A 24183-nucleotide genomic window follows, 5' to 3' on the forward strand; every position below is an offset into this window, starting at 1 on the left:
GAATTGTCGCAGAGGTCTATTTTGTAATAAAAATCATTCGCACACTTCACCTTTGAATCTTAATGTTGTATTTATAATGCAACTTATGAAAAAGGAGACAGGCAAATGAGCACGACTGAAAAAGCGGGCCATACATTTTTAGCCAGCCTGGGTAAAACCCGTCTACGCCCAGGCGGAATTGAAGCAACTGACTGGTTGTTCAACCAGTCACAACTGACGCCTGATTGCCAGGTACTTGAGGTGGCATGCAATATGGCGACGACGGCGATAGAGCTGGTTCAGCGCTTTGGCTGTACGGTTTATGCCATTGATATGGATAAGGACGCGCTCGCCAGAGCGAGAAGTAATGTGGCTGTTCATGGGCTGGAAAATCACATCCATGTAATGGCTGCTAACGCGAGCACTCTCCCTTTTGCTGATAACAGTTTTGACGTTGTGATTAACGAAGCCATGTTGACAATGTATGCCGACAAAGCCAAGGCGAAGCTGATTGCGGAATACCATCGGGTGCTGAAACCCGGGGGACGGTTATTAACTCACGATATTATGTTCACCAGCCAAAAACTGGGTGAGGGCGATCAAAGTCAGCTAATGCAGGTGGTGAAGTCAAACGTAAGCCCGATGACCCGGCAGGGCTGGAGTGAACTCTTCCTGAATGCCGGGTTTGAGCATGTTATGCAGAAAAATGGCGAAATGTCGTTAATGTCGCCTCGCGGATTAATTCGTGATGAGGGGTTAGGTGGCGCACTCAAAATTGCATTTAACGGCTTACGTACGCATGAAAATCGGCGTCGGTTCCTTAAAATGTTTCGCTTTTTTAAATCCCAGCGACATCAATTAAATTACATCGCTTGCTGTTCGGTGAAGGGAAAATAAAAACAGGCCAGAACGTATGTTCTGGCCTGTTAGCGATATCTAATTATTGCTGGTGGTACTCTGCTTATGGAACAACTCGCGGAATACCGGGTAAATATCATCCTGGTCACGAATATGTTGCATAGCAAAGTTTTCAAAGGTCGATTGCAAATGTTCGTACTCACGCCATAAGGTTTGGTGCGCACGACGGGTGATTTCGATATAGCTATAATATCGCACCACCGGCAGCAGTTTTTTCGCCAGAATCTCATGGCACAGCGGCGAATCATCAGCCCAGTTATCTCCATCCGATGCCTGCGCCGCGTAGATATTCCATTGGGCAGGATCGTAGCGGTCTTTCACCACTTCATCCATCAATTTTAGGGCGCTGGAGACAATCGTCCCCCCGGTTTCCTGAGAGTAGAAGAACTCGTGCTCATCTACCTCTTTCGCCTGAGTGTGGTGGCGAATATAGACCACTTCTACGTTCTTGTAAGTCCGGCTTAAAAAAAGATACAGCAGAATATAAAAACGCTTTGCCATATCTTTTGTCGACTGGTCCATTGAACCGGAGACATCCATCAGGCAGAACATAACCGCCTGGCTGGAGGGATCGGGGCGTTTTTCATAATTCTTGTAACGTAAATCAAAGGTATCGATAAACGGTACGCGTTCGATTTTTGCCCGTAGTTCAGCAATCTCTTTACGTAATCGTTCTTCTTCCAGCAACTGAACGGGTTCACTTTTGGTGATGGTCTCCAGATCGGCTTCAAGGGCGTGTAACTCCCGACGTTTACCCGCTGTCATTGCCGTACGGCGCGCCAGTGAGTTTTGCAGGGATCGCACCACGCTGATGTTGGCTGGCACACCATTAGAGGTAAAACCTGCACGATGCGTTTTGTACTCCGTTAACTGACGCTGCTGATTTTGCTTCAGATTAGGGAGGGCCAAATCCTCAAAGAGCAGATCCAGATACTCATCTTTAGAAATCTGAAACACGAACTCATCCTGGCCCTCTCCATCCTGGCTGGCCTGGCCTTGTCCGCTGCCAGAACCACCGCCGCCGCCCTGAGGACGTTCAATACGGTCATTCTGGACAAAATGGTCGTTACCCGGATGTACACGATGGCGCAGCCCCCCGCGCCCCTGATGAAACATCGGTTCGCTAATATCATCGGTCGGGATAGAGACAGATTCGCCACTATCGACATCAGTCACCGAACGCTTGTTAATGGCCTCGGAGATAGACTGCTTAATTTGCGATTTATAACGGCGTAAGAAGCGCTGACGGTTAACCGTGCTCTTGTTTTTGCCGTTAAGACGCCGGTCAATAAACCAGGTCATAAGCTCCTCCCGTGCTGCCAACTTTTCGCAGTGTGCATAGTGCCGGAAGTCGCTTACGCGCGTCCGGCCTACGCTGCATGTTTTTGTAGGCCCGGTAAGTGCAGGCACCACCGGGCATTTGCATCACGATGATTTACGCACGCGCAAATACCATTCGCACAATAAACGCACCTGTTTACGCGTGTAGCCTTTTTCCATCATACGGTCGACAAAATCGTCGTGCTTTTTCTGCTCGTCAGTCGAGGTTTTAGCGTTAAAGGAAATGACCGGCAGCAGTTCCTCGGTATTCGAGAACATTTTTTTCTCGATAACCGTGCGCAGTTTTTCGTAACTGGTCCAGTTTGGATTGCGACCGCTGTTATTCGCTCTGGCGCGCAGAACGAAGTTGACGATCTCGTTACGGAAATCTTTCGGGTTACTGATGCCTGCTGGCTTCTCAATTTTCTCCAGCTCTGAGTTGAGCGACTCACGGTCAAACAGTTGGCCAGTATCCGGATCGCGATACTCTTGATCCTGAATCCAGAAGTCCGCATAGGTGACATAACGGTCAAAAATGTTCTGCCCGTATTCGGAATAGGATTCCAGATAAGCCGTCTGGATCTCTTTGCCAATAAACTCGGCGTATTTCGGGATCAGATAGCCTTTCAGGAACTCCAGATAACGTTCTGACTGCTCCTGCGGGAACTGTTCGCGCTCGATTTGCTGTTCAAGAACATAGAACAGGTGCACCGGGTTGGCCGCCACTTCGGCGTGGTCAAAGTTAAACACGCGGGAGAGGATCTTAAACGCAAAACGCGTGGACAGGCCGTTCATGCCCTCATCAACCCCGGCGTAATCCCGATATTCCTGGTAGGATTTCGCTTTTGGATCGGTATCTTTCAGACTTTCGCCATCGTAAACGCGCATCTTCGAGTAAATGCTCGAGTTTTCCGGTTCTTTCAGGCGCGAAAGAATAGTAAAGCGAGAGAGCGTTTCCAGCGTGCCTGGTGCGCAAGGCGCGTGGGTCAACTCACTGTGGTTAAGCAATTTCTCGTAGATCTTGATCTCTTCGGAAATGCGTAAGCAATACGGTACCTTCACGATGTAAACACGGTCGAGGAAGGCTTCGTTATTCTTGTTATTGCGGAACGTTACCCATTCGGATTCGTTCGAGTGCGCAAGAATGATGCCGTTAAACGGCAGGGCAGAGATACCTTCTGTGCCGTTGTAGTTTCCTTCCTGAGTCGCGGTCAACAGAGGATGCAGCACTTTAATCGGTGCTTTAAACATCTCAACGAATTCCATGATCCCCTGGTTAGAACGGCACAGTGCGCCTGAGTAACCGTAGGCATCAGGATCGTTTTGGGCGTGGTGTTCGAGTTTACGAATATCCACTTTCCCGACCAGGGCGGAGATATCCTGGTTATTTTCGTCGCCAGGTTCTGTTTTGGCGATAGCAATTTGCTCCAGAATAGACGGCCAGACTTTGACGACGCGGAATTTAGTAATGTCCCCGCCGAAATCATGTAAACGTTTTGCCGCCCATGGCGACATGATCGTACCGAGATAGCGACGCGGGATCCCATACTCTTTTTCCAGGATCTGGGCATCTTCCTGTGGATTAAACAGGCATAACGGATGGTCGTTGACCGGACTCCGCTCGCCGTTAGCACTCAGGACATAAATCGGTACTCTTTGCATCAGCGATTTCAGCCGCTCGGCAAGAGACGATTTCCCACCCCCAACAGGCCCCAACAGATACAAAATCTGTTTCTTCTCTTCCAGCCCCTGAGCCGCGTGTTTCAGATAAGAGACAATCTGTTCAATCGCGTCTTCCATGCCGTAAAACTCTTCAAACGCGGGATAACGAGCGATCACCCGGTTAGAAAAGAGTCGAGAAAGTCGAGGTTCATGGGCAGTATCGACCATGACAGGCTCACCAATAGCCATTAATAGCCGCTCTGCCGCGTTGGCATAAGCACTGCGATCTTGCCGACAAGTGGTAAGAAACTCCTGCAGCGTGAACTCTTCGTCCTTGGCAGCTTCATAACGCTGGCGATAGTGATCGAATATATTCATGGTATGCCGTCCTTTCGTTTTTTAGCACATGTTAAGAGCCGTTCATATGAATAGTAGAGGCCCCTGAAGAGGTAAACTGAACGACGTCGCTGCTGAAGAAATAAGCAACTCTCATGCCATTTTGGTGGTCAGGAGATCAACGTATTCGGTGATACACCTTCTAAAATTAAGCGTAGATGGCATTTGCAAAACTTGCCTGTGTGCGCAAACGAATTTCAATGGCATATCAATAACTCATCAGCAAAAAAAGCACATCTAATGTAAAGAAATAGGGTTGGATTCATGCGGTATTCATCGTTCTGCAAGCAAAATGTCATCACTCGCAGAGAAATTAGGGGGTTACATTACGTGGCTAATACGTAAAATAGTTGGGCTGTAACGTAATGACGGTTACACTTCTGTTGCTATACATTTGAATAAGGAATTATGGATTGTGACCAAACTCAAACTTCTGGCACTTGGCGTGCTTATCGCCACTTCCTCTGTTGCGCAAGCAGAAAGCAACCTGACGCTGGGCGCAGGCGTTGGTGTGGTTGAACACCCCTACAAAGATTATGATACTGACGTTTATCCCGTTCCTGTCGTGACCTACGAAAGCGAGAACTTCTGGTTCCGTGGTCTGGGCGGTGGCTACTACCTGTGGAATGACAACACAGATAAATTATCAGTCATGGCGTACTGGTCGCCAATGTACTTTAAGCCGGGCGACAGCGATGACAGCCGCCTGCGCAGCCTTGATAAGCGTAAGAGCACCATGATGGCTGGTCTGTCTTACGTTCACAATACGCAATATGGTTTCCTGCGCACCAGCCTGGCGGGAGACACGCTGGACAACAGTAATGGTATCGTATGGGATCTGGCGTGGTTGTACCGTTACACCAACGGTGGTCTGACGCTGACACCAGGTATTGGTGTTGAGTGGAACAGCGAAAACCAGAACGATTACTACTACGGTGTATCGCGTCACGAATCTTCCCGCAGTGGTTTGCGCAGCTACGATCCTAACAGCAGCTGGAACCCGTACCTTGAATTAAGCGCAAACTACAATTTCCTTGGCGACTGGAGCATGTACGCCACTGCGCGTTATACCCGTCTGTCTGATGAAATTACCGACAGCCCGATGGTGGACAAATCCTGGACGGGTCTGATCTCAACCGGTATTACTTATAAATTCTGATTTCACTAAATGAAGAACAGATGATTACATGGAAGCCCGCAGAAATGCGGGCTTTTTGTTTTATCACCATGGGTAAGCTCCGATACTTATTTTTAAACGAGGAAAGTTGTCTTTTATTCACTGCGCGTGAATCACACTATTAACGCATATTCTGTATCTGGCTGCAGACATCTTGTCACTCATGATCCGCGTAAAAATCAGTCCAAACTATGATGGTGCAATTTGTGCACCATTACAGGACACACCCGCGTTGTTTTGCTTTACTGTGGTGCATAAACACAGGAGGGTGTGATGACAAACAAGCAGGTGATTTTTGCTCAGCAGATTGCGCTTCCAGCTATCGGGCAGGGTACATGGTATATGGGCGAGAATGCCAGCCGCCGTCGTGATGAAGTAAATGCGCTGCGGGCAGGGCTGGATCTTGGTTTACAGCTTATTGATACGGCCGAAATGTACGCTGATGGTGCAGCGGAAGAAATCGTTGGCGAGGCATTGACGGGGCGACGCGAACATGCGTTTTTAGTGTCAAAAGTTTACCCATGGAATGCGGGCGGCCAAAAAATGATTGCGGCCTGTGAAGGGAGTCTGCGTCGGCTGAACACTGACTATCTGGATCTCTATTTATTGCACTGGATGGGGGATTACTCATTTGAAGAGACCGTGAGTGCAATGGAAACATTGATTGCGCAGGGGAAAATCCGTCGCTGGGGAGTCTCTAATCTAGATTACGATGACATGCAGGCGTTATGGCAGGTTACGGGTGGGCAACAGTGTGCCACTAATCAGGTGCTGTATCATGTGGCATCGCGGGGTATTGAGTATGATTTACTCCCCTGGTGTCAGCAACAGCAGATGCCGGTCATGGCCTACAGCCCGCTGGCCCAGGCAGGGCGTTTACGCAGTGATGTGCTCACGAACACCGTGGTTAACGATATCGCGAGAGCTCGCAATGTCAGCGCCGCTCAGATTTTGCTGGCGTGGGTTATTCGTCATCAGGGGGTAATGGCGATTCCAAAAGCGGCAAACGTGGCACATGTGGAGCAGAATGCAGCCGCGCTCGCGATTACGCTGTCCGCCGACGAGCTGAAATTGCTGGATAAGGCATATCCTGCCCCGAAAGGTAAAACTGCGTTGGATATGGCCTGATTTTACCGGATGGTTGTCCGCACACTTTTTCGGTCAATCATCCGGTATTAATTATCGCTTATCGTTTAGCAACACGAATAGTTTGCGCCAGACGAGAAGGTTTCTCTGCCGTTGTTTTCTGCGTTTCGGTGGCGTAAGCAGTTTCTACGCAAACAAACGTTTTGTAACCATCATCCGGCATATCTCCCATGCTGACAGACAGCGCCGGGCCTGGGTTCCAGCCGACTACATTCAGATGGTGGTGATGCACAACGTCGATATTGCGGTTCAGTGAATCATCGTGAATGACGCTGCATGCTTCCGGGTTCAGATACACACGATCGGTACGGTCCGGGAACGTCTGGATACCATCAGCCAGTACATCTTCTTTTGCATCGTTAACTTTATCGATCAGGCGGTCGCCAAGGCCACTTACTTTCACCGCTGCGATATCTCCTACATTAAAGTAGGTGTGGAGTGCAGAAGTGGTTTCAAACTCACCATGGGCTTCCAGCTCGATCTCACAGGTTTTACCCACTTTGAAGCGTGCTAACAGCGTAAACTCATGCGGCCAAAGCTGACGCGTTTCAGCATTGCTTTGCAATTCAAATGTCAGAACAGCGCCGTTGTCATCTTCATTGTGCGCTTTCAGCGTCCAGGGCAGGTTACGGGCAAAGCCGTGAGAAGGTAGACCCTGCTGGGCAGCCGGACCGAACCACGGCCAGCAAATTGGAACACCGCCACGCAATGCGACGCCCGTCTTAAACGGTGTGTTGTTGCTGAGCCAGAGGACTTCTTCTTCGCCGTTTGGTTTCCAGGAGAGGAGATGAGCGCCCTGCAGCGCGAAAGAGGCTTTAACCTGCGGGTGATCGACAACAATGATTTCAAGATCATCAAGCTGGCGACGAGAGAGGACAGGGGTAATTTGCTCGATTACCGGAAGTGCAAAAATTTTATTAATCATTACGCAATCCTTTTTTACCCTGAATAATTCGAATTACAGGAAGCGGCAAGTGAACGACAAATTCGTCAGGAACGAATTTGAACAACCGAAGGCAACCTTCGGCCAGGACATGAATGCCCCTGATTCATCCCGATGAGCTTACTGTTGTAAGCGAACAGGGGGAGATAACGTAGCCAACACACCTGCAAGTTGAAGTATGGCGGGTATATCTTCAGGCAAAAAAAAGAGCGACCTGAGTCGCTCTTACAGATTACTGTCTCATCTCAACTTATTTGGAGATGTGAGCAATCAGATCCAGAACCTTGTTGGAGTAACCGGTTTCGTTGTCGTACCAGGATACCAGTTTCACGAAGTTGTCGTTCAGTGCGATACCAGCTTTAGCATCGAACACAGAAGTGCAAACTTCACCGTTGAAATCGGTAGAAACAACGTCGTCTTCGGTGTAACCCAGAACGCCTTTCATCGGGCCTTCGGAAGCAGCTTTGATTGCTTTCTTAATTTCTTCGTAAGAAGCAGCTTTTTCCAGACGTACGGTCAGGTCAACAACGGATACGTTCGGAGTAGGAACGCGGAACGCCATACCAGTCAGTTTGCCATTCAGTTCTGGCAGTACTTTACCTACAGCTTTAGCAGCGCCGGTAGAGGACGGGATGATGTTCTGAGCTGCGCCACGGCCGCCGCGCCAGTCTTTGTGAGACGGGCCATCAACGGTTTTCTGAGTAGCGGTGGTTGCGTGAACGGTAGTCATCAGACCTTCGATAATGCCGAAGTTGTCGTTGATAACTTTAGCCAGCGGAGCCAGGCAGTTAGTGGTGCAGGATGCGTTAGAAACGATGTCCTGACCTTCGTATTTGTCAAAGTTAGCGCCTTTAACAAACATCGGAGTGTTATCTTTGGACGGACCAGTCAGAACCACTTTTTTCGCGCCAGCAGTGATGTGCTTACGAGCGGTTTCGTCAGTCAGGAACAGACCAGTTGCTTCAGCTACTACGTCAACACCAACTTCGTCCCATTTCAGGTTAGCCGGATCACGTTCAGCGGTAACACGGATTTTTTTACCGTTTACGATCAGATGACCGTCTTTCACTTCAACGGAACCGTTGAAACGGCCGTGAGTGGAGTCATATTTCAGCATGTAAGCCATGTAGTCAGCGTCTAACAGGTCGTTGATTGCAACGATCTCGATGTCAGAGCGTTCTTGAGCAGCACGGAAAACAATGCGACCGATACGGCCAAAACCGTTGATACCTACTTTGATAGTCATATATTCCACCAGCTATTTGTTAGTGAATAAAAGGTTGCCTGTAAAATTACAAAAACCTTACGCAGCGTCAAGCGGAATCGTGTCAATCATTGCGACAAATCAATCTGCTGCCTAAGCTTTGCGCAACTGACTCGCCTCACTCTTCCTTTGGGCTTGAAACCACATGGGGGCGGCGGCCCGAATTTTAAAGGGCAATCAAGATAAAAACGTGATTGTGATCACGATTAACAGGCTGCCATTTCGCAAGTATCAAGTTTAGAACAAAAGTTCGCACTACGGTGTTAATGTTTTGTTAGAATCTGTCTCGCGATGTGAGTATAGATAAAGTGAGATGTGAGCAAATGGCTAATCAACCTTCTCCAGAAGAACTGAAAAAAAATTTGTCCGAAATGCAGTTCTACGTGACGCAAAATCATGGGACAGAACCGCCATTTACCGGGCGTTTGCTGCACAATAAGCGTGATGGCGTTTACCATTGCCTGATCTGCGACAAACCGCTGTTTCGTTCAGATACTAAATACGATTCCGGCTGCGGCTGGCCCAGTTTTTACGAGCCTGTTAGCGAAGAGGCCATTCGTTACATAAAAGATACGTCACACGGTATGCAGCGCATCGAAATCCGCTGCGGAAACTGTGATGCACACCTCGGACATGTCTTCCCTGATGGTCCAAAACCTACCGGGGAACGTTACTGCGTAAATTCGGCGTCTTTGAACTTCACCGATGATGAAAATGGTGAACAAATCAAAGGCTGAGGAAACGATTCAGCAAATTATTCTACGGGAATGGATTTAACATGAATCTTGATGAGATGATCAACAGCATGACGCCGGAAGTGTATCAGCGCTTATCTACTGCCGTTGAGCTGGGAAAATGGCCGGATGGCGTCGCGCTGACGGCAGAACAAAAAGAGAACAGTTTGCAGTTGGTGATGCTATGGCAGGCACGCCACAATGTTGATGCGCAACATATGACTATCGACACGAAGGGTGAGATGGTGATGAAGAGTAAGCAACAGCTGAAAGTTGAGTTTGGTATTACGCCAGAGCCCATTGCGACGTTCAAATCCTGAGTCACAGGCCCGGTAGCACATCACGCCGGGCCTGCTGTATTTGTTATTTCTTGTTCATCATCGCTTTAAGATCGGCAAACGGGTTATATTTCGCTTCGCCGACAGCCTTCTGCGCATCTTCTCCGGCAACCACCGTTGAACCATACTGTTCCGTTTCCGTATATTTGGAATGCTCGTGATCGTGACAATACAGGCACAACATTTCCCAGTTGCTACCATCTTCCGGGTTATTGGAGTGATCGTGATCGATATGGTGCACTGTCAATTCACGCAGGTTGGAATAGACAAACTCACGGGAACAGCGTCCGCAAACCCAGGGGAAGAGTTTAAGTGCCTTTTCCCGGTATCCGACTTCCAGACGGGCATAATTTTTAGGGATAAAAGCCATAACGCTTCATGCCTCCTGTAGAAAATAAAAAGCCGCACCAGAGCAGCCTGGTGCAGCGGATTATGATAATCATAACCTATTGTGCCAGGCGTTGGGATCAGTGTTTAATCCCTAACGACTCGGCCAGCTGCTTCGCTAACTGATTTTTATCATCTGCGCCGTACTCCCAGAACATAGCCCCTCCCAACCCCTTGCTCTTGATATAGTCCGCTTTGATGGCGACCGAACGCGGGTTTTCAAAAGAGAGGGCGAAAAGTGCTTTACCGTTGGCAGACTGTACTGACAACCACGGCACTTTGGCCTCATCATCCCAATGCTGACTAAAGCGCTTTTGCGGATCGTTGATTAACTTAGCCACGATATCGTTGTACTTCACATAGGTATCTTTGCTCAGATCAACCCCCAACGATTTGAACAACTCAATGTGTTGTGGTTCGAAGTAGGGCTGGGTTGCCGGATTTTTCTGGGCATTAGGTTTGCTCCAGTCAATACCAGGTTCGATGGCGCGTTTTGGTACCCGGCCGTAGAAGCCTATCCCGAGATTCATCTGACCTGGTTTTAATCCTGCGGCGAGATAGTTATTGACCACAAAATCGGCGCTGTATTTATCTGCTGCAGCCACCGTTGGCCACTGGGTCGAATCATACAGGTTTGAGTTGAAGTACTGAGTACCGTAAGCCATGTCGTAGGTCATCAGGTTGATATAATCGAGCAACGGGGCAATCGCTTTCACATCTACCCAGCTTTTCGGACTTTCAGCGTTCGCTCCGACGGCGATAGTGACCAGCTTATTATGGCCAAATGTGGCGCGTAGCTCTTTCAGTAACGCGGTAAAGTTATCGCGGTCAGCCGGTTGGCTTTCGACCAGCCCCCATGCGCCGTTGACCGGATATTCCCAGTCGAGATCGATGCCATCCAGGCCATATTTCTCAACAATCGCCTGTGCAGACTGAATAAACACCCTGCGGGATTCCTGCGTAGCCGCCGCGCCAGAAAATCCGCGCGCCCCCCAACCCCCAACAGAAAGCAGAACTTTAAGGTTTGGGTTTTGCTTGCGTAGCACCGGAATTTTTTGCAAATCAGCCTGTACTTTTTCTGACAGCCAAATCTGGTGTAGCTTGCTGGCGTCTTTCAGGGCGTCATTGGTTTCGTCTTTTTCATTGTTGTAGACAAGACCAAACGAATAGTTGAGATGGGTTATCTGGCGGACATCCAGCTTATTGATATCACCGCCAGGGCCGGCAGTAACATCGCCACCGCCGTTAAAGTAGCCGACAGACATCAGGGAGTTTGCGGAAACAACGCTTGCACAAAGCAGGGGTAATGCTGCCAACAAAGGCAATAGTTTCATCGGTGTTCCTCTTTGACATTTAAAAAAGCAAACACGCCACGCCAGTGGGTGGCGAAAAAAACAGCTCTTGCAGACTAACAGTTTAAAAAAAGGAAAAATGCGAAGCTGTTCACGCCATGCTGGCGAAGCGGCGAAAGCGATGTGTCGGGTATCGCGGGGATACCAGAGAAGGCCGAGAGGGGAAGTTAACAGGGGACCTGGTGACGACATAAGTTCCGCCACCAGGCATGGTTTAACGCTGGGTTTCTTCCCAGTCTGCCAGCGTGTACAGCGTTGCACCCGCTGCCGCCATTTCCATAAAAGCATGCGCGCTATCTTGCGGCTGAATGTTCACACCACGACAGCCATCAGTAATGACGTTGACGGTATAGCCAAGATCCAGCGCATCAAGAACAGTAAATTTAACGCAATAATCAGTTGCCAGGCCCATGATGATGAGTTCAGCAATACGATTCTCCAGTAGCCACGCATTCAGCGCAGTTGCCTGTCGACGGCCGTTATCAAAAAACGCGCTGTAGCTGTCGACCAGCGGATTCTCGCCCTTACAAAAGGTCTTATTAATTGCGTGTTGATTCAGCAACGGATGCAGGGCTGCACCCTCAGTGTTCTGAACACAGTGATCCGGCCAGAATGTCTGCGGCAGACCGTCAAGTTGTCCCTGACTGTAAGGCGTGACATGATGCTGGCTGGCAAAACTACCGTGATTTGCCGGGTGCCAGTCCAGACTGGCAACTATCACGTCACCACGCGATGTACACCAGTCAATAAGACGATTGGCGACATCCACGGTGCTATCTCCCTCAGGGACGGCGAGAGCACCGCCTGCACAAAAGTCGTTTTGTAAGTCAACCAGCAGTAATGCTCTGGCCATTATCGTTTACTCCTCTATTCGTCCGGCGTGAGCTCACCACGCAGGTTTTGCGTCATCGCCGTGCGAATGGCCTGCGTATCCAGCCCCTGGCTCAGCAAGTAATGCAGCTTGGTGAGCGTTGCTTCAACGGTCATATCCGCGCCACCAATAACCCCGGCATGCGCCAGCGCATTCCCTGTTGCGTAACCGCCCATGTTCACCTTGCCGGACATACACTGGGTGAGGTTAACCACCACAATGCCACGCGAGCTCGCATCTTCAAGCTCTTTCAGGAACTCTTTATTTTGCGGCGCATTGCCCACACCGTAGGAGCGAAGAATTAATGCTTTTACCGGCTGGCGCAGGAAATTGCGCACCACGTCAGCGGAAATGCCAGGGTAAATAGTGACGACGCCAATCGGCTGCGGGGTGATAGGGTGAACAATCAGTTCGCCTGCCCCGTGTGGCGCTGGTGGCGTTCCCAGGCGGCGGATATGGATCCCGGCTTCCAGCAACGGGGCAAGGTTTGGTGAGGCGAAGGCGTCAAAACCGTCTGCATGGGCTTTGGTTGTACGGTTACCGCGAAACAGTCGATTGTTGAAAAACAGGGTAACTTCGTTGATGGGGTAATTCGCTGCGACGTATAGCGCATTCAGCAAATTGATTTGTCCGTCAGAACGTAGCTCTGCCAGCGGTATTTGTGACCCTGTCACAATTACCGGTTTACCCAGATTCTCCAGCATAAAAGAGAGCGCTGAGGCAGTAAACGCCATGGTGTCGGTGCCATGAAGGATCACAAAACCATCGTAATCGTCGTAGTGCGCTTTAATGTCTTCAGCAATATGCTGCCAGTCTTCTGGCGTCATATCGGATGAATCCATCAGCGGGACGTATTCGTGGATAGTGAAATCAGGCATCTCGGGGCGGTGGAATTCAGGCATCAATGCCAGCTGGCGCTGAAGATGGCCGGAGACCGGAATATAACCTTGTTCTGAGCGCTGCATACCAATAGTACCGCCGGTATAGGCAACGTAAATCGATTTCTTCTGCATGACTTTTTCTTCTGTCTCAAAGAAAAACCCCTCTTCATCCCGAAGAGGGGTCAAGAGTTAGCGAACGTTGGCGCAGGTCAGACAAAACGCATAACGGTTCTGCGGATCGTTAAACGCCGCCAGCTTATCACCTTCGGCTTTTACCGCACTGGCAGCAGAGGCCAGCGGTGCCGGAAGCATTGCCTGGATGGCTTGTGGCAGCATGGCGCGAACTGAACCCGACATACTGTCCATAACCATATCGACGAATGTCGGTTCGTCTTGATAATACTCAATGTGCCATTGTTTCAGTTTGGCAAGCTCTGCCGCTTTTGTCACCGCATCGTCAAAGTCGCCCAGACTGTCCACCAGACCGTTAGCTTTCGCATCCTGACCGGTCCAGACGTGGCCCTGAGCAATCTTATCAATCTGCTCTGGCGTAGTCTTACGTGCATCCGCAACCAGCGTGATAAAGCGCTTATAGCCATTCTCAATGCTCAGTTGCATCATCTGCTGGACTTCTGGCGGTAACGCTTTGGTGATAGAAATATCAGCCAGCGGCGAGGTTGAAACGCCATCAGTATGGATGCCAATGGAATCCAGGCTGTTTTCAACGGTGTTGATAACGCCAAAAATACCGATTGAACCAGTCAGAGTACTGGGGTTCGCCACAATGTAGCTTGCCGGTGTGGAGATCCAGTAACCCCCTGAAGCCGCCATACCGCCCATAGAAACGACCACCGGTTTACCCGCAGCCTTAGCTGCAGCCAGTTCAGAGCGAATCACTTCAGAGGCGCTGACGCTACCGCCAGGACTGTTAACGCGCAGAACAATCGCTTTCACTTTTGGATCGAGGCGTGCTTCACGGATCTGTGCGGCAGTGGTGTCACCGCCTACGTTCCCTGGTGTTTCTTCCCCGTCCATAATTGCGCCATTGGCGAAGACCACGCCTATGCTGTCGCCGGTCTCAGCCGGGGTTTTCAGCGAGTAATCGTAATAGCTGACGGCGCGGTAATTTTTGTCCGCTTTGCTCCAGCCAAACTGTTTAGTCAGCAGTTTTTCGACTTCAGCGCTGGAGGCGAGGGCGTCGACAAGTTTGTTATCGAGGGCATACTTAGCGGTATCGCCATCCACTTTCGTCAGACCGTCCAGCATCGCCTGCGCGCCCGGGAACACCTGCTGGGCCGGGATCTGGCGATTGGCCGCAACGGTGTCGAGATAGTTTTGCCATAACTCGCCAATCCAGCGGCTGTCGGCTTCACGTGCGGCCGGGGACATATCGTCACGAATAAACGGCTCAACGGCGGATTTATAGGTCCCGACACGGAATACGTGGGTGGAGACTTTCAGCTTATCCAGCAGTGACTTGTAATACAGGCCATTGGTAGCAAAGCCGTGCAAGTCAACCGAACCTTGTGGGGAGAGCCAAATTTTGTTGGCAAAACTGGCGAGGTAATACTGACCCTGGCTGAAGTTATCGCCGATGGCAAAAACGGGTTTCCCGCTGTCGCGGAATTCACGCAGCGCTTTACCGATGTACTGCATGGAAGGCTGATCGGCCCCGGCAAAGTTTTTCAAATCCATCACGATGCCGGTAATGTTGCGGTCATCTTTCGCCTGGCGAATGGTATTCACGATGTCGAACAGGGAGTTTTCCTGTAGACGATCCGAGCTGGCGCCAAACAGCTGGCGACCAATGACGCTTAAGCGACTGGTACTTGAGGGCTTGTCGACAATCACCCCTGAGATATCGAGCAGCAATGCGCCACGTCCGGCCTGTTCGCTGGTATTAGTGCTACTGACCTGCATCCAGATACCGACGCCAACCAGCACCAGAAAGATAAAGAACAGGTTAAGCACAAATTCACGGACGAAATTCAGTAATCGCCACGTCCATTTAAAAAATCCGGCAATAAATCGCCACAGGGTTCGCATGTATTCTCCCTACAGATTAACAACACGCCTCCCCGTTAGACGGGAGAAAGGCGTTAAGATGTGGCTATCGTAATGACCCGACAGGCACTTGTCAGCAGGAATCACCGCCTGTGCTGTAACAAAATCCACTCACGTGTTAATTTTGTGAACAGATTTTATTGTTGGAGTTAAGCAAATGGATGCACTCGAATTACTTTTGACTCGTCGTAGCGCTTCTCGCCTTGTCGAACCGGCCCCGGCGGGGGAGCAGTTACAAAACATTCTGCGGGCGGGGATGCGTGCGCCTGACCACAAATCTTTGCAGCCATGGCGTTTTTTTGTGATAGAAGGCGATGGTCGCGAGCGTTTTAGCGCTGCGCTGGAAAAAGGTGCGATTGCCGCACAGGGTGACGAAAAAGCGGTAGAAAAAGCGCGTAGCGCGCCGTTTCGTGCACCGCTAATTATTGCAGTAGTGGCAAAATGCGAAGAAAACGGCAAGGTTCCTCTCTGGGAGCAGGAAATGTCAGCCGGTTGTGCGGTAATGGCTATGCAGATGGCGGCGATTGCACAAGGCTTTGGCGGGATCTGGCGTAGCGGTGCCTTAACGGAAAGCGCGGAAGTGCGTGAGGCTTTTGACTGTCGACCACAGGATAAAATTGTTGGTTTCCTCTATCTGGGTACACCGCAGCTAAAAGCTTCCACCTCGATTAGCCTTGCCGATCCGACCTCATTCGTCCGTTATTTCTGATATCAACAGCAAAACTGTCTGGATTATGAGCAAAGACACCCTAATTCAGACAGTCACTCTTACCACATCATGGAATGAGCGCTACCATATCCGGATTGCAATGACAGGAGATGTCCATGAGCGAGCAAGCTATTCGTTTAACGCAATACAGCCACGGAGCCGGTTGCGGTTGTAAAATTTCCCCCAAAGTGCTGGAAACCATCCTGCACAGTGAGCAGGCGAAGTTCGTCGATCCAAACTTACTCGTGGGTAATGAAACCCGCGATGATGCGGCAGTGTACGATCTGGGAAATGGCACCAGCGTTATCAGTACCACCGATTTCTTTATGCCGATTGTCGATAATCCGTTTGATTTTGGCCGTATCGCTGCGACCAACGCTATCAGCGATATCTTCGCGATGGGCGGCAAACCGATTATGGCAATCGCTATTCTGGGCTGGCCTCTCGATAAGCTGGCACCGGAAATTGCCCGTGAAGTCACCGAAGGCGGACGCTTCGCCTGTCGTCAGGCGGGTATTGCCCTGGCGGGCGGTCACTCTATTGATGCTCCGGAGCCGATTTTTGGTCTTGCGGTTACAGGCGTCGTTCCTACCGAACGCGTGAAGAAAAACAGCACCGCCGAGGCGGGATGCAAACTGTTCCTCACCAAGCCTTTGGGTATTGGCGTGCTGACTACCGCAGAGAAAAAATCGCTGCTCAAGCCTGAACATATTGGGCTGGCAACGGAAGTGATGTGTCGCATGAACGTCGCGGGTGCAGCGTTTGCGGATATTGAGGGCGTGAAAGCCATGACCGACGTGACCGGTTTTGGTCTGCTGGGACATCTGAGTGAGATGTGTCAGGGCGCGGGTATCCAGGCGCAGATCGTTTATCAGGACATTCCAAAACTCCCTGGCGTTGAAGAATACATTGCGCAGGGCGCAGTACCGGGTGGTACGCAACGTAATTATGCCAGCTATGGGCATCTGATGGGCGAAATGCCGAAGTCGGTACGTGACCTGTTGTGCGATCCGCAAACTTCGGGTGGTTTGTTGCTGGCGGTAACGCCGGAGGCCGAAGCCGAAGTCAAGGCGGCGGCTGCGCAGTTCGGTATTGAACTCACTGCGATTGGTGAACTGGTGGAAGCTCGTGGCGGTCGCGCCATGGTTGAGATCCGTTAACTTGATGCGGTTGTTTATTGCCGAAAAACCGAGTCTGGCTCGCGCGATTGCGGATGTGCTACCTAAACCGCATCGCAAAGGTGATGGTTTTATTGAATGCGGAAATGGGCAAGTGGTGACCTGGTGCATCGGCCATCTGCTTGAACAGGCGCAGCCAGATGCCTATGACAGTCGCTATGCTCGCTGGAGTCTGGTCGACTTGCCGATTGTCCCGGAAAAGTGGCAGCTACAGCCGCGTCCCTCGGTGACCAAACAGCTCAACGTGATTAAGCGCTTTTTACATGAAGCAAGTGAAGTTATTCACGCGGGAGACCCCGATCGTGAAGGGCAACTGCTGGTGGATGAAGTGCTTGATTACCTGCAACTCGCCCCAGAGAAACGTCAGCAGGTACAACGTTGCCTGATCAACGATCTTAACCCACAGGCGGTGGAGCGGGCGATTTCCCGCCTGCGCGCTAACAGTGAGTTTATCCCGCTATGCGTGTCGGCGCTGGCGCGTGCGCGTGCGGACTGGCTGTATGGCATCAATATGACGCGAGCCTACACCATTCTTGGGCGTAACGCGGGCTATCAGGGGGTGCTCTCCGTTGGTCGCGTACAAACACCGGTTCTCGGACTGGTGGTTCGCCGTGATGAAGAGATTGAAAACTTCGTCGCAAAAGATTTCTTTGAAGTGAAAGCACATATCGTGACGCCTGCCGATGAGCGGTTCACCGCTATCTGGCAACCCAGCGAAGCGTGTGAGCCGTATCAGGATGAAGAAGGACGTTTGCTTCACCGCACGCTGGCAGAACACGTGGTAAATCGTATCAACGGCCAGCCTGCGATTGTCACCAGCTATAACGATAAACGGGAATCAGAATCCGCACCGTTGCCGTTTTCGTTATCGGCGTTGCAGATTGAAGCGGCTAAACGCTTCGGTTTAAGTGCGCAAAATGTGCTGGATATCTGCCAGAAACTGTACGAAACCCACAAGCTGATTACCTATCCACGTTCCGATAGCCGCTATCTGCCGGAAGAGCACTTTGCCGGACGTCATGCGGTAATGAACGCTATCAGCGTTCATGCGCCGGATTTGTTACCGCAGCCAGCGGTTAACCCCGATACGCGTAATCGCTGCTGGGACGATAAAAAGGTGGATGCGCACCACGCCATTATTCCCACTGCGCGCAGTTCATCCATCAATCTGAATGACAACGAAGCGAAGGTGTATAACCTGATTGCGCGTCAGTATCTGATGCAGTTCTGCGCAGATGCAGTATTCCGTAAATGCGTCATTGAACTGGACATTGCGAAAGGGAAATTTGTTGCCAAAGCGCGTTTCCTCGCCGAAGCAGGATGGCGTACGTTGCTCGGCAACAAAGAACGCGATGAAGACAACGACGGCACGCCGCTGCCGGTAGTGGCAAAAGATGATGAGTTGCTGTGCGAAAAAGGCGAAGTCGTTGAACGCCAAACCCAGCCGCCGCGCCACTTTACCGATGCTACGTTGCTGTCGGCGATGACCGGGATCGCGCGGTTTGTGCAGGATAAAGATCTGAAAAAGATCCTTCGTGCAACCGACGGTTTAGGAACGGAAGCCACGCGCGCCGGGATTATCGAACTGCTGTTTAAGCGCGGATTTTTGGTGAAAAAGGGCCGTTATATACACTCAACGGACGCCGGAAAAGCGCTGTTCCATTCGCTTCCTGAAATGGCGACGCGCCCGGATATGACCGCGCACTGGGAGTCGATTCTGACACAAATCAGTGAAAAACAGTGTCGTTATCAGGATTTTATGCAGCCGCTGGTAGGGACGTTGTATCAGCTTATCGATCAGGCTAAACGTACGCCGGTGCGCCAGTTCCGCGGGATTACCGCTCCGGGTGGTGGTGAGAAGAAAAAGAGTGCGCCGCGCAAACGCTCGGCGAAAAAAAGCCCGCCATCAGTTGAGGCGGGCGGAGATACTGCGTAAGCCTGATGAGCTCAGCATCATCAGGCAGAAGGGGCAAGATCAGATAACACCCTGACCCAACATCGCGTCGGCAACTTTCACAAAGCCCGCGATGTTGGCACCGCGCACGTAGTTGGTTTGTTTGCTCTCGCCACCGTACTCGACGCAGGCATGGTGAATATCCAGCATGATGTGGTGCAGGCGCGCATCAACTTTCTCTGCTTTCCAGCCAAGACGCGCAGCGTTCTGCGCCATTTCCAGACCTGACGTCGCCACACCGCCAGCGTTGGCCGCTTTACCCGGTGCAAATAATACGCCCGATTCGAGGAACAGATCGGTTGCTTCGATGGTGGTCGGCATATTTGCGCCCTCAGCGACGGCTTTCACACCGTTAGCGATCAGCACGCGAGCGGCGTCGACATCAAGTTCGTTCTGTGTGGCGCACGGCAGAGCGATATCTACCGGCACAGACCACGGCTGCTTGCCTTCCAGATAAGTCAGACCAAATTCACGGGCGTAATCCGCCACGCGTCCGTCACGACTGTCTTTGATCGCGCACAGACGTGCCAGTTTTTCTTTGGTGAAGCCGCTTTCGTCTACCACGGTGCCGCTGGAGTCAGAGGCAGTAACCACTCGAGCCCCGAACTCCATCGCTTTTTCAATGGCGAATTGCGCCACGTTACCGGAACCCGAGACGGCGACACGCATGCCTTCAAAACCCAGGCCATGACGTTTAAGCATGGCTTCGGTAAAGTACACCAGACCGTAACCGGTCGCTTCCGGGCGGATCAGGCTGCCGCCAAAGGAGAGACCTTTACCGGTAAAGACGCAGGCGCTGTTGTTGGACAGTTTTTTCATCATCCCGGCCATAAAGCCAACTTCACGACCGCCTACGCCTATATCGCCCGCAGGCACGTCGGTATCTGGCCCTAAGTGGCGGAACAGCTCGGTCATCAGTGCCTGGCAAAAACGCATCACTTCGCCTTCACTTTTGCCTTTTGGATCGAAATCGCTCCCGCCTTTACCACCGCCCATCGGCAGCGTGGTGAGGGCGTTTTTAAAGGTCTGCTCGAAGCCGAGGAATTTCAGGATCGACAGGTTTACCGACGGATGGAAACGCATGCCGCCTTTGTAAGGACCAATTGCAGAACTAAACTGCACGCGCCACGCACGGTTTACCTGTACCTGATTCCGATCGTCCAGCCAGACTACGCGGAACTGAATCACGCGCTCAGGCTCAACCAGACGTTCCAGCAATGACATTTGACGATAGCGCGGGTTTTGTTCAAGAAATGGCCACAGCGTGGTCATTACTTCACGAACGGCTTGCGCGAACTCCGTTTGATTCGGGTCGCGCTTTTGTACATGGTTGAGAAATGACTCCAGAGAACGTGTCTGATCCATAGATATAAAAACCTCTTATGTATTGATATGGTTATATTTTTGATATTTGTGTTAAGTGTTTTGCAGTTTTTGACTATACCATCAGCCATGTGACGAAACGCAAGAAAAAATTAACCCCGCTAAGGAAATTAATATTGCGACGTGGGTCATAACCAAAAACGATGATGGAAGGGACTAAAGTTTCTGCCAGTATCTACCGTTATACTGAGCATTGATGTCGGTTTAAAAGGAAAGAGTATGCGCCGTCTTATTATGGCTGGAGTGCTGGTGATGTTATCCAGCGCGACACTGGCAAATCAGTTATATCGTCCGGATGTGCAAGTGAATGTTCCGCCAGAGGTGTTTAGCTCCAGCGGACAACGTGCACAACCCTGTAATCAGTGCTGTATTTATCAGGATCAGAATTACTCAGAAGGGGCGGTGATAAAAGCCGATGGTGTACTGTTACAGTGTCAGCGCGACGAGAAAACCATCAGCACGAATCCGCTTGTCTGGCGTCGCGTAAAAGGATAAACGCCTCCAACAACGGAATGTCAGCAGGCGCCAGCGGATAACGCAGCGCGTCCTCTGGCGTACACCAGACCAAATCCTGATGCTCATGAGCCTTCAGTTCGCCCTGATAAGCAGGAACATGCCAGGCATGCAGATGTATCAACCGGCCTGATACTTGGCGCTGATGGCTGGCAACGTATTGCCCAATGACTGCCTCGATACCCAGTTCCTCCCGCAGTTCACGAATCAGCGCCTGCGGTTGGCTTTCTCCTGGCTCAATCTTACCGCCGGCAAACTCCCACATTCCTGATTGGTCGGCATGCTCCGGGCGTTGAGCGAGTAAAATATTGCCATCATGTTCAATAATAGCGGCGACAACGTCGAGGGTTTTCATCATATTCATCAAGATTCAACATCAGAAGATGACATACTATCGCTATCTTTGTTTTATCTGAAGTATTCAGGAGTCACCGTTGAACGATCCTCAGTCGTGGGTAAAGCCGTTAACGCGTATCCCTTCCAGTTTAAAACCGCTTGTGGCCACACAGAAAAAACACTATGGAGATGTATTACATCCCACGCGATGGTGGGGGCGGGTGCCGTTTCTGTTCTGGTTGGTAGCGTTGTTTGTCGGATTTCTGGAGCGAAAACGCTCGCGATTAACGCCGGTGATGCGGGCGCTATTGATGACACGGGTTTCTCAGGCGTGCCACTGCGCTTTTTGCATTGATGCCAACAGTTTACGTCTCGCCGAACGTTGTGGCGCCCTGGATAAAGTGTTGCAGGTCGCAGACTGGCAAGCGTCAACGCTGTTCAGCGAAGAAGAGCGTGTGGCACTGGCCTATGCGGATGCGGTTACCGCCACGCCGCCACAGATTGATGATGGACTGAAGGCGCAAATGAAGCAGTATTTTACCGACGACACGATTACCGAAATGACTGCGCTAATTGCCTTTCAAAATCTCTCGGCGCGCTTCAATGCCGCGCTGGATATACCCTCACAAGGATTATGCGACAATTTGAAAGGACACCCGCATGCTTGACCGTCATCTTCACCCGCGATTAAAACCACTTCTGCACCAGTGCGTACGGGTTATTGATACACCCGCTATCACGCCGGATGGCCTGACGCTGGTCGGTTTCGCTATTGGCGTGCTGGCTTTGCCATTTCTGGCATCAGGCTGGTATCTGGCCGCGCTGGTGGCCATTGTGCTCAATCGTCTGTTTGATGGTCTGGATGGGGCGCTGGCGCGTCGCAGAGGATTAACCGATGCGGGGGGATTCCTCGACATTGCGCTCGACTTCCTGTTTTACGCCTTAGTACCGTTTGGCTTTATTCTGGCGGCACCGGAGCAAAATGCGCTGGCGGGTGGCTGGTTGCTATTTGCTTTTATTGGCACCGGCAGCAGTTTCCTGGCCTTTGCGGCACTGGCAGCGAAACACCAGATTGATAACCCTGGCTATGCACATAAATCATTTTATTATCTGGGTGGACTGACCGAAGGCACTGAGACAATTATGTTGTTTGTTCTGGGCTGCCTTTTCCCTGGATATTTTGCAGTGATGGCCTGGGTGTTTGGCGCGCTGTGCTGGATGACAACCTTTACGCGGATCTGGAGTGGCTACCTGACGCTGAAGTCACTTCAGCGTCAGGGCTAGCGAGAGGTTACTGACTGCTTTCCGGGCCGCGTTCACCGCTGGCGACCGGGTTTTTCGGATGGCTGCTCCACTCGTACCAGCCGCCGTCATAGACGGAGACGTTTTTCCAGCCCATCGCGCGGGCATACATAAACGTCTCAGAGGCGCGCCAGCCGGTGCCGCAATAGAAAGAGACCTGCTGATCCGGCAGGATATTCCACTGCTTCCATATTGCGGCGATGTCATCCGCGCTACGCATGGTGCCGTCTGGGTTATGGAAATCTTCCATATGTGTGGAGTCGCTCCCTGCGTGGCCCCAACGAGCGCCTGCAATCTCACCTTTTGGCTTAATGTAGCTGTATCCGCTGGTGGTGCCGACAAACTCTGGCCACGAGCGGATGCTGACCAGCGATGCGTCCTGGCGGTGCAGCAGGCCACGCGCCTGTTCCATATCCAGCATCAGCTGCGGTTGGGCAGGGATCGTTACGCCGAAATTCGGTTCTGGTTTCACCGTTGGCGCCGTACCGCGTTCAACCGGTAATCCTGCATCGGACCAGGTTTGCCAGCCACCGTCGAGCAGGCGAACGTCTTTTACACCCGCGTACAGCATGATTTGTGCGACACGTGCTGCGGCGTAAACATCGCGGCCATACAGAATGACCGTTGTGTCGTGGCGAATTCCATGTTTGCCAGCATCGCTTTTAGCTGAGCGTCCGAGACTTTATTCCACAGCGGTTCGCTTTCGACTTCGTTAGTATCAATGTATCCGGCTCCCGGGATGTGGCTGAGCAGATAGAGTTTCGGCGCCCCCCAGGCGGCCTCGATCACTTTCCAGTCGCCAGCCGGTTTAGCTGTGACCTCTTTACCCTGTTGAAGGTCGTGCAGCCACTGCGGATAGACCAGTTGTTCGAAGTGCGGCAGGCGTTGCAGGCGAGCTGGATCCTGCAGCGCATCGCTGAGCGTTGAAATATGGCTAAAGCCAGCCTTTTGCAGGCGATTTTTGACGGCCTGCATATCAGTGTCGTTGCCATAGAGTGCAACCGGGGCATCGGTTTTTAACTGATGTTGATGAACCCAGGCGGAGAGTTGCTCATCATTCATCTTGTCGAGCCATGCGGCAGACAGATTCAGGGCGGAAGGTTCATGTCCAGAAGGGCCATTAAGCGATTGCGGCCAGCCGTTATAATAAGCGCTCTGACGGGTATCGATTGCCGCGCCTTGTTTTTGCTGTAACTGGTTGAAGGTGAGTGTCTGCGCGGTTTCAGCAGCCCAGGAAGAAGCGCAAGCCAGCCCTAAAGCCAGTGCCAGCGCGGTCATTTGAGAAACACGTTTCATCGAATAGCCCGACGTTGAAAAAAGAAGACGACATTCTGTGCCGCCAGTTAAGTAAAATCCTTGCGTTAACGCAGCATATC

22 protein-coding genes and 1 pseudogene are annotated in these 24183 nt (G+C 51.3%); 11 read left to right on the forward strand and 12 right to left on the reverse strand.

The window, feature by feature from the left end:
- Positions 1-105: 105 nt before the first annotated feature.
- Positions 106-876 (forward strand): class I SAM-dependent methyltransferase, encoded by a 771-nt coding sequence (locus AACS05_RS09555; protein WP_045441965.1) that lies wholly within the window; start codon positions 106-108, stop codon positions 874-876.
- 39 nt (positions 877-915) lie between these two features.
- Here AACS05_RS09555 and AACS05_RS09560 read toward each other — a convergent pair whose 3' ends face one another.
- Together AACS05_RS09560 and yeaG are read right to left on the reverse strand one after the other, a co-directional pair.
- On the reverse strand, positions 916-2199 hold the full coding sequence (locus tag AACS05_RS09560; RefSeq protein ID WP_045441968.1) for a YeaH/YhbH family protein: 1284 nt from the start codon (positions 2197-2199) through the stop codon (positions 916-918).
- A 123-nt stretch (positions 2200-2322) separates the two neighbouring features.
- Entirely contained in the window at positions 2323-4257 is a 1935-nt protein-coding gene (yeaG, locus tag AACS05_RS09565) for a protein kinase YeaG (protein WP_045441971.1), read from the reverse strand.
- Positions 4258-4690: 433 nt separating this feature from the next.
- On the opposite strand from yeaG, the gene AACS05_RS09570 reads away from it, so the two are divergent.
- On the forward strand, positions 4691-5434 hold the full coding sequence (locus AACS05_RS09570) for a MipA/OmpV family protein (RefSeq protein ID WP_045441974.1): 744 nt from the start codon (positions 4691-4693) through the stop codon (positions 5432-5434).
- Between the two features lie 291 nt (positions 5435-5725).
- On the forward strand, positions 5726-6580 hold the full coding sequence (locus AACS05_RS09575; RefSeq protein WP_045441977.1) for an aldo/keto reductase: 855 nt from the start codon (positions 5726-5728) through the stop codon (positions 6578-6580).
- Positions 6581-6638: 58 nt separating this feature from the next.
- On the opposite strand, the gene AACS05_RS09580 is transcribed toward AACS05_RS09575, so the two are convergent.
- Complete coding sequence (locus tag AACS05_RS09580) at positions 6639-7523, reverse strand: D-hexose-6-phosphate mutarotase (RefSeq protein WP_045441980.1); 885 nt, start codon at positions 7521-7523, stop codon at positions 6639-6641.
- A gap of 268 nt (positions 7524-7791) precedes the next feature.
- The gene (gene gapA / locus AACS05_RS09585) at positions 7792-8787 is read right to left on the reverse strand and encodes a glyceraldehyde-3-phosphate dehydrogenase (RefSeq protein WP_045441983.1); all 996 of its coding nucleotides are present in this window, start codon (positions 8785-8787) and stop codon (positions 7792-7794) included.
- A 341-nt stretch (positions 8788-9128) separates the two neighbouring features.
- On the opposite strand from gapA, the gene msrB reads away from it, so the two are divergent.
- Together msrB and AACS05_RS09595 are read left to right on the forward strand one after the other, a co-directional pair.
- Complete coding sequence (gene msrB, locus AACS05_RS09590) at positions 9129-9542, forward strand: peptide-methionine (R)-S-oxide reductase MsrB (protein ID WP_045441986.1); 414 nt, start codon at positions 9129-9131, stop codon at positions 9540-9542.
- Positions 9543-9583: 41 nt separating this feature from the next.
- Positions 9584-9859, forward strand: coding sequence for a YeaC family protein (locus AACS05_RS09595; RefSeq protein ID WP_045441989.1), 276 nt, complete (start codon positions 9584-9586; stop codon positions 9857-9859).
- A 43-nt stretch (positions 9860-9902) separates the two neighbouring features.
- Here AACS05_RS09595 and yajD read toward each other — a convergent pair whose 3' ends face one another.
- The 5 genes from yajD to sppA all read right to left on the reverse strand — a co-directional run bounded on the left by yajD (position 9903) and on the right by sppA (position 15414).
- Positions 9903-10247, reverse strand: coding sequence for an HNH nuclease YajD (yajD, locus tag AACS05_RS09600; RefSeq protein ID WP_045441991.1), 345 nt, complete (start codon positions 10245-10247; stop codon positions 9903-9905).
- 97 nt (positions 10248-10344) lie between these two features.
- Positions 10345-11598 (reverse strand): glycoside hydrolase family 18 protein, encoded by a 1254-nt coding sequence (locus AACS05_RS09605; RefSeq protein WP_045441993.1) that lies wholly within the window; start codon positions 11596-11598, stop codon positions 10345-10347.
- 232 nt (positions 11599-11830) lie between these two features.
- Positions 11831-12469, reverse strand: a complete 639-nt coding sequence (pncA, locus tag AACS05_RS09610; protein ID WP_045441995.1) for a bifunctional nicotinamidase/pyrazinamidase — start codon at positions 12467-12469, stop codon at positions 11831-11833.
- A 14-nt stretch (positions 12470-12483) separates the two neighbouring features.
- The gene (gene ansA / locus AACS05_RS09615; RefSeq protein ID WP_045441997.1) at positions 12484-13500 is read right to left on the reverse strand and encodes an asparaginase; all 1017 of its coding nucleotides are present in this window, start codon (positions 13498-13500) and stop codon (positions 12484-12486) included.
- Positions 13501-13557: 57 nt separating this feature from the next.
- Positions 13558-15414 carry a signal peptide peptidase SppA gene (gene sppA, locus AACS05_RS09620; protein ID WP_045441999.1) on the reverse strand — a complete coding sequence of 619 codons (1857 nt, stop codon included), beginning with the start codon at positions 15412-15414 and terminating at the stop codon, positions 13558-13560.
- A gap of 175 nt (positions 15415-15589) precedes the next feature.
- Between sppA and AACS05_RS09625 the strand changes: the two genes are divergently transcribed.
- The 3 genes from AACS05_RS09625 (at position 15590) to topB (ending at position 19255) form a co-directional block, all read left to right on the forward strand.
- Complete coding sequence (locus AACS05_RS09625) at positions 15590-16141, forward strand: NAD(P)H nitroreductase (RefSeq protein WP_045442001.1); 552 nt, start codon at positions 15590-15592, stop codon at positions 16139-16141.
- A gap of 116 nt (positions 16142-16257) precedes the next feature.
- Entirely contained in the window at positions 16258-17301 is a 1044-nt protein-coding gene (gene selD, locus AACS05_RS09630; protein ID WP_045442004.1) for a selenide, water dikinase SelD, read from the forward strand.
- Positions 17302-17305: 4 nt separating this feature from the next.
- Positions 17306-19255, forward strand: coding sequence for a DNA topoisomerase III (topB, locus tag AACS05_RS09635; RefSeq protein WP_045442006.1), 1950 nt, complete (start codon positions 17306-17308; stop codon positions 19253-19255).
- Between the two features lie 39 nt (positions 19256-19294).
- On the opposite strand, the gene gdhA is transcribed toward topB, so the two are convergent.
- Positions 19295-20638 carry an NADP-specific glutamate dehydrogenase gene (gdhA, locus tag AACS05_RS09640; RefSeq protein ID WP_045442009.1) on the reverse strand — a complete coding sequence of 448 codons (1344 nt, stop codon included), beginning with the start codon at positions 20636-20638 and terminating at the stop codon, positions 19295-19297.
- Positions 20639-20875: 237 nt separating this feature from the next.
- On the opposite strand from gdhA, the gene AACS05_RS09645 reads away from it, so the two are divergent.
- A complete protein-coding gene (locus tag AACS05_RS09645) occupies positions 20876-21151 on the forward strand; it encodes a YnjH family protein (protein ID WP_045442011.1) in 276 nt (91 codons plus the stop codon).
- Here AACS05_RS09645 and AACS05_RS09650 read toward each other — a convergent pair.
- The gene (locus AACS05_RS09650; protein WP_144243097.1) at positions 21111-21527 is read right to left on the reverse strand and encodes a pyrimidine (deoxy)nucleoside triphosphate diphosphatase; all 417 of its coding nucleotides are present in this window, start codon (positions 21525-21527) and stop codon (positions 21111-21113) included. The two genes, AACS05_RS09645 and AACS05_RS09650, sit on opposite strands and share 41 nt — an antisense overlap.
- A gap of 76 nt (positions 21528-21603) precedes the next feature.
- Here AACS05_RS09650 and AACS05_RS09655 point away from each other — a divergent pair, with 76 nt between their 5' ends.
- Both AACS05_RS09655 and AACS05_RS09660 read left to right on the forward strand, forming a co-directional pair.
- The gene (locus tag AACS05_RS09655) at positions 21604-22173 is read left to right on the forward strand and encodes a carboxymuconolactone decarboxylase family protein (protein WP_045442014.1); all 570 of its coding nucleotides are present in this window, start codon (positions 21604-21606) and stop codon (positions 22171-22173) included.
- Entirely contained in the window at positions 22166-22789 is a 624-nt protein-coding gene (locus AACS05_RS09660; RefSeq protein ID WP_045442017.1) for a CDP-alcohol phosphatidyltransferase family protein, read from the forward strand. The genes AACS05_RS09655 and AACS05_RS09660 overlap by 8 nt, the downstream gene beginning before the upstream one ends.
- A 7-nt stretch (positions 22790-22796) precedes the next feature.
- Here AACS05_RS09660 and AACS05_RS09665 read toward each other — a convergent pair.
- A pseudogene (locus AACS05_RS09665) lies at positions 22797-24103 on the reverse strand (sulfurtransferase).
- Positions 24104-24183: the final 80 nt, after the last annotated feature.

The sequence above is a fragment of the Citrobacter sp. S-77 genome, from assembly GCF_963864895.1.
In the GTDB taxonomy this organism is placed as follows: domain Bacteria; phylum Pseudomonadota; class Gammaproteobacteria; order Enterobacterales; family Enterobacteriaceae; genus Citrobacter; species Citrobacter murliniae.

Bases quoted from the DNA above. Each gene is read 5' to 3' on its own strand.
- AACS05_RS09580 (WP_045441980.1), bottom strand. From the start codon at position 7,523: ATGATTAATAAAATTTTTGCACTTCCGGTAATCGAGCAAATTACCCCT.
- yajD (WP_045441991.1), bottom strand. From the start codon at position 10,247: ATGGCTTTTATCCCTAAAAATTATGCCCGTCTGGAAGTCGGATACCGG.
- gapA (WP_045441983.1), bottom strand. From the start codon at position 8,787: ATGACTATCAAAGTAGGTATCAACGGTTTTGGCCGTATCGGTCGCATT.
- msrB (WP_045441986.1), top strand. From the start codon at position 9,129: ATGGCTAATCAACCTTCTCCAGAAGAACTGAAAAAAAATTTGTCCGAA.
- AACS05_RS09560 (WP_045441968.1), bottom strand. From the start codon at position 2,199: ATGACCTGGTTTATTGACCGGCGTCTTAACGGCAAAAACAAGAGCACG.
- AACS05_RS09595 (WP_045441989.1), top strand. From the start codon at position 9,584: ATGAATCTTGATGAGATGATCAACAGCATGACGCCGGAAGTGTATCAG.
- AACS05_RS09645 (WP_045442011.1), top strand. From the start codon at position 20,876: ATGCGCCGTCTTATTATGGCTGGAGTGCTGGTGATGTTATCCAGCGCG.
- selD (WP_045442004.1), top strand. From the start codon at position 16,258: ATGAGCGAGCAAGCTATTCGTTTAACGCAATACAGCCACGGAGCCGGT.
- sppA (WP_045441999.1), bottom strand. From the start codon at position 15,414: ATGCGAACCCTGTGGCGATTTATTGCCGGATTTTTTAAATGGACGTGG.
- pncA (WP_045441995.1), bottom strand. From the start codon at position 12,469: ATGGCCAGAGCATTACTGCTGGTTGACTTACAAAACGACTTTTGTGCA.
- AACS05_RS09605 (WP_045441993.1), bottom strand. From the start codon at position 11,598: ATGAAACTATTGCCTTTGTTGGCAGCATTACCCCTGCTTTGTGCAAGC.
- AACS05_RS09575 (WP_045441977.1), top strand. From the start codon at position 5,726: ATGACAAACAAGCAGGTGATTTTTGCTCAGCAGATTGCGCTTCCAGCT.
- yeaG (WP_045441971.1), bottom strand. From the start codon at position 4,257: ATGAATATATTCGATCACTATCGCCAGCGTTATGAAGCTGCCAAGGAC.
- gdhA (WP_045442009.1), bottom strand. From the start codon at position 20,638: ATGGATCAGACACGTTCTCTGGAGTCATTTCTCAACCATGTACAAAAG.
- AACS05_RS09555 (WP_045441965.1), top strand. From the start codon at position 106: ATGAGCACGACTGAAAAAGCGGGCCATACATTTTTAGCCAGCCTGGGT.
- AACS05_RS09625 (WP_045442001.1), top strand. From the start codon at position 15,590: ATGGATGCACTCGAATTACTTTTGACTCGTCGTAGCGCTTCTCGCCTT.
- ansA (WP_045441997.1), bottom strand. From the start codon at position 13,500: ATGCAGAAGAAATCGATTTACGTTGCCTATACCGGCGGTACTATTGGT.
- topB (WP_045442006.1), top strand. From the start codon at position 17,306: ATGCGGTTGTTTATTGCCGAAAAACCGAGTCTGGCTCGCGCGATTGCG.
- AACS05_RS09650 (WP_144243097.1), bottom strand. From the start codon at position 21,527: ATGATGAAAACCCTCGACGTTGTCGCCGCTATTATTGAACATGATGGC.
- AACS05_RS09660 (WP_045442017.1), top strand. From the start codon at position 22,166: ATGCTTGACCGTCATCTTCACCCGCGATTAAAACCACTTCTGCACCAG.